The 3,172-nt window shown below is 33.0% G+C and carries 5 protein-coding genes; 3 read left to right on the top strand and 2 right to left on the bottom strand.

Annotated features, from left to right (window positions below):
• A partial coding sequence (locus ACH2BV_RS10560) for an exopolysaccharide biosynthesis polyprenyl glycosylphosphotransferase (RefSeq protein ID WP_395050691.1) occupies positions 1–638 on the top strand: 638 nt, incomplete at its 5' end.
• Here the strand turns inward: ACH2BV_RS10560 and ACH2BV_RS10555 are convergent.
• Positions 601–768, bottom strand: coding sequence for a hypothetical protein (locus tag ACH2BV_RS10555; RefSeq protein ID WP_395050690.1), 168 nt, complete (start codon positions 766–768; stop codon positions 601–603). The two genes, ACH2BV_RS10560 and ACH2BV_RS10555, sit on opposite strands and share 38 nt — an antisense overlap.
• A 75-nt stretch (positions 769–843) precedes the next feature.
• Between ACH2BV_RS10555 and ACH2BV_RS10550 the strand changes: the two genes are divergently transcribed.
• Complete coding sequence (locus ACH2BV_RS10550) at positions 844–1,128, top strand: DUF6471 domain-containing protein (RefSeq protein ID WP_395050689.1); 285 nt, start codon at positions 844–846, stop codon at positions 1,126–1,128.
• Positions 1,118–2,482: a DNA (cytosine-5-)-methyltransferase gene (dcm, locus tag ACH2BV_RS10545; RefSeq protein ID WP_395050688.1), complete on the top strand. Its 1,365-nt coding sequence runs from the start codon at positions 1,118–1,120 to the stop codon at positions 2,480–2,482. Before ACH2BV_RS10550 ends, dcm begins: the two co-directional genes overlap by 11 nt.
• Here dcm and ACH2BV_RS10540 read toward each other — a convergent pair.
• Positions 2,436–2,924, bottom strand: coding sequence for a DpnII family type II restriction endonuclease (locus ACH2BV_RS10540; protein WP_395050687.1), 489 nt, complete (start codon positions 2,922–2,924; stop codon positions 2,436–2,438). The two genes, dcm and ACH2BV_RS10540, sit on opposite strands and share 47 nt — an antisense overlap.
• Positions 2,925–3,172: the final 248 nt, after the last annotated feature.

Here is a 3,172-nt window from a genome sequence, read left to right as displayed (position 1 = left end):
CAATACCTGTATTAAGTGTGCGAAATGAACCACTTCAAAATATTGGTAACAGAATAGTGAAAAGAGCTTTTGATATAATGTTTTCGTTTATGGTAATTATCCTCGTATTCCCATTCGTATTTTTAATAGTTGCACCATTGATTAAGCTGAGTTCTAAAGGACCAGTTTTTTTTAAGCAGCTAAGGTCAGGGAGAGATAATATTACCTTTTATTGTTGGAAGCTAAGAACGATGAAAGTGAATGAAAATGCGGATGTTGAACAAGCCAGAGAAGGTGATGTTAGAATAACCGCCATTGGACGATTTTTACGGAAAACGAGTCTTGATGAATTACCTCAGTTTTATAATACCTTAATTGGGAATATGTCGGTAGTAGGGCCACGTCCACACATGCTGAAACATACCGAAGAATATTCGGAAATCATCGATAAGTTTATGGTGCGTCATTTTGTGAAACCTGGCATTACAGGATGGGCGCAAGTTCATGGTTTAAGAGGAGAAACAAGGAATAATTCATTAATGGAAAAGCGAGTGAAATATGATGTTTGGTATTTAGAAAATTGGTCGCTTTTATTGGATATGAAAATTGTTGTTTTAACATTTACACAAATCCTTTTTGGAAAGCATAACGGAAAGTAACGTTTTCGGGCTTGGCGAAAGTGGCGATTTCACCACAATTGCTGTTGCGGAGAACCAATGTTTGATTAACCACAAATGTGTCTGCGGAGAACTGAACCAAAACTTTTGCTAAACCCGTGTTACTTGCCATATTTTTATTTTTGTCGATATATTTGCATATATGATAATTATTGTCGAATATTGCAAATAAATTAAAATTGTTGCCATGACAAACTGGAATGATAAGTCTAAAAGATTATTAAAGTCGGAGCTAATCAAACGAGGTGTATCGAACACTGATTTAGCTTTAATGCTCAATGAAATTGGTGTCGAAGAAACAAAAGCAAGCATTGATAGTAAAATCAGTCGTGGAAGTTTTAGCACTTGTTTTCTTTTGCAATGCCTAACAGTTATAGGTTGTCATAAAATTGAAATTGAGGAATATGAAAGTCCATTTTTGATGGCCGCTGAACCAAATGAACCTTATAAAACTACACGCAATGATAAATAATACTGTAAAATTTATTGATTTGTTTGCGGGTCTTGGTGGGATTCGCTTAGGATTTGAAAAGGCGTTTAAAGATGCTGGAATCGAAACGGAATGTGTCATGACTTCTGAAATAAAACCATATGCAGTAAAAACATTGAAGCACAATTTTAAAAATGATTTTTTGGCTGGCGATATTTTTGAAATACGCAATGAGTTTATTCCTGATTTTGATTTTTTATTGGGCGGTTTTCCATGTCAACCTTTTAGCGCAGGAGGAAAACGGCAAGGTTTTTTAGATACAAGGGGCACATTGTTTTTTGAAATAGAGCGGATTCTAAGAGACAAAAAGCCTAGCGGTTTTATTTTAGAAAATGTTGAAGGACTGGTAAAACATGATTTAGAAAATAAAAATGACGAAATTGGAAGGACCTTAAAAACGATTTTACATACACTTGAAGTTGATTTAGATTATAAAGTAAGTTGGAAAGTCTTTGACAGTTTGGAATTTGGATTGCCACAATCTCGTAAACGAATTTTTATAGTTGGTACTAAGAAGAAAAAAATTGACTTGAATGGAGCCGAACCTGTTTTTAATCCTTTAGAAAGTGTTTTAGAAAGCGGATTACCAATACTTAAATCTAATTTTATTGATAAACTTCTAGTTCATTTCCAGCTTGAGGATTTATACGGAAAATCAATAAAGGATAAGCGTGGAGGAGTTAACAATATTCATAGTTGGGATATAGATTTAAAAGGAAGTGTCTCAAAAAAACAGGCTAATATTTTGAATCAATTATTCAAACAAAGACGGAAAAAGCAATGGGCAGAAGAAATTGGTATTGATTGGATGGACGGAATGACGTTGACTTTAGAACAAATTAATACATTCATTGATTTACCAAAAAAAGAATTAAAAACGCTCCTTGAAGACCTGACTAAAAAAGGGTATTTGAAATTCGAGCATCCTAAAAAATTGGTCAAAATACAAAATGTAAATGGAATTAGTTCTTCACGGGAATATGACGAAACTAAACCTAAAGGATACAATATTGTAACTGGAAAATTAAGTTTTGAAATCAATAAGATTCTTGACCCTAAAGACATTGCTCCAACTTTAGTTGCAACTGATGTTTCCCGATTGGCAGTGCCTGATGGAAAAGGATTAAGAAGATTGACTATTCGTGAAGGATTGCGATTATTTGGGTATCCCGAATGGTACGAAATCCCAACTAAAGAATATGATGCTTTTGATTTGCTAGGTAATACTGTTGCTGTACCTGTTGTAGAATTCGTTGCTTCTAAAATTGCTGCAACATTTACAAGAGAAGTTAAGTGCTTGGATAGTACTCATTCAAAACTTCATCAAGTACATTAAGAGTTCTTTGGTTAAACACAAAATCACTAGCCTCGTAAATTCGGTGTAAATCATTTTGCCTTCCTACCCACCCAAAACCATCGCAATAATTGAGCATAATTATTCTATTTGCTCTGTGATTTGCATTGTGTCTCATTAATGTACTAAAAAATTCAACGAGTTGATCAGCCCTTTTTGATTGGCCACTTCCTGTTGTTATATTATATGAAGACTCAATTAATATAATTGGGGCATTGACACTTGGTATTAAAAAATCAATGTTTTTATTTAGTAAAGGGAATTCTTTCTGAATTTCATATTGCAATGTTCTATTTATATTGGCTTTGTAGTTTTCTAGTCTTGTTTGAATTATTCTTTCTACATGCGATCCTACTTCGTTAGAATACTTTCCTTGGATTTCATTATCGTTTAATATCCTTTCAACATATTTGTGGTTTCTCAAATCAGAAATAAATTCAGGTCTCTCAATTTGAAATTACGCATATAATAAAGAGGAATTTCTACGCCTAATCGTGAATTTCTTCCACCAATGAAAAATTCAATAAGTAATTCTCTAAAAGTGTTATCATTTTGCAATGTTTTGCTAATTCTTTTATAGGTATATACGTTTAGGTCGCATAAGTGCTTTTGAGAGTAATTAAATTGATTTGAAATTTTATTGATAATTATACAATGTCGATAAGGTCAGAA

The sequence above is a fragment of the Flavobacterium sp. genome, from assembly GCF_043780635.1.
Taxonomy (GTDB): domain Bacteria; phylum Bacteroidota; class Bacteroidia; order Flavobacteriales; family Flavobacteriaceae; genus Flavobacterium.
This window is presented reverse-complemented; position numbering and strand designations above follow the sequence as displayed.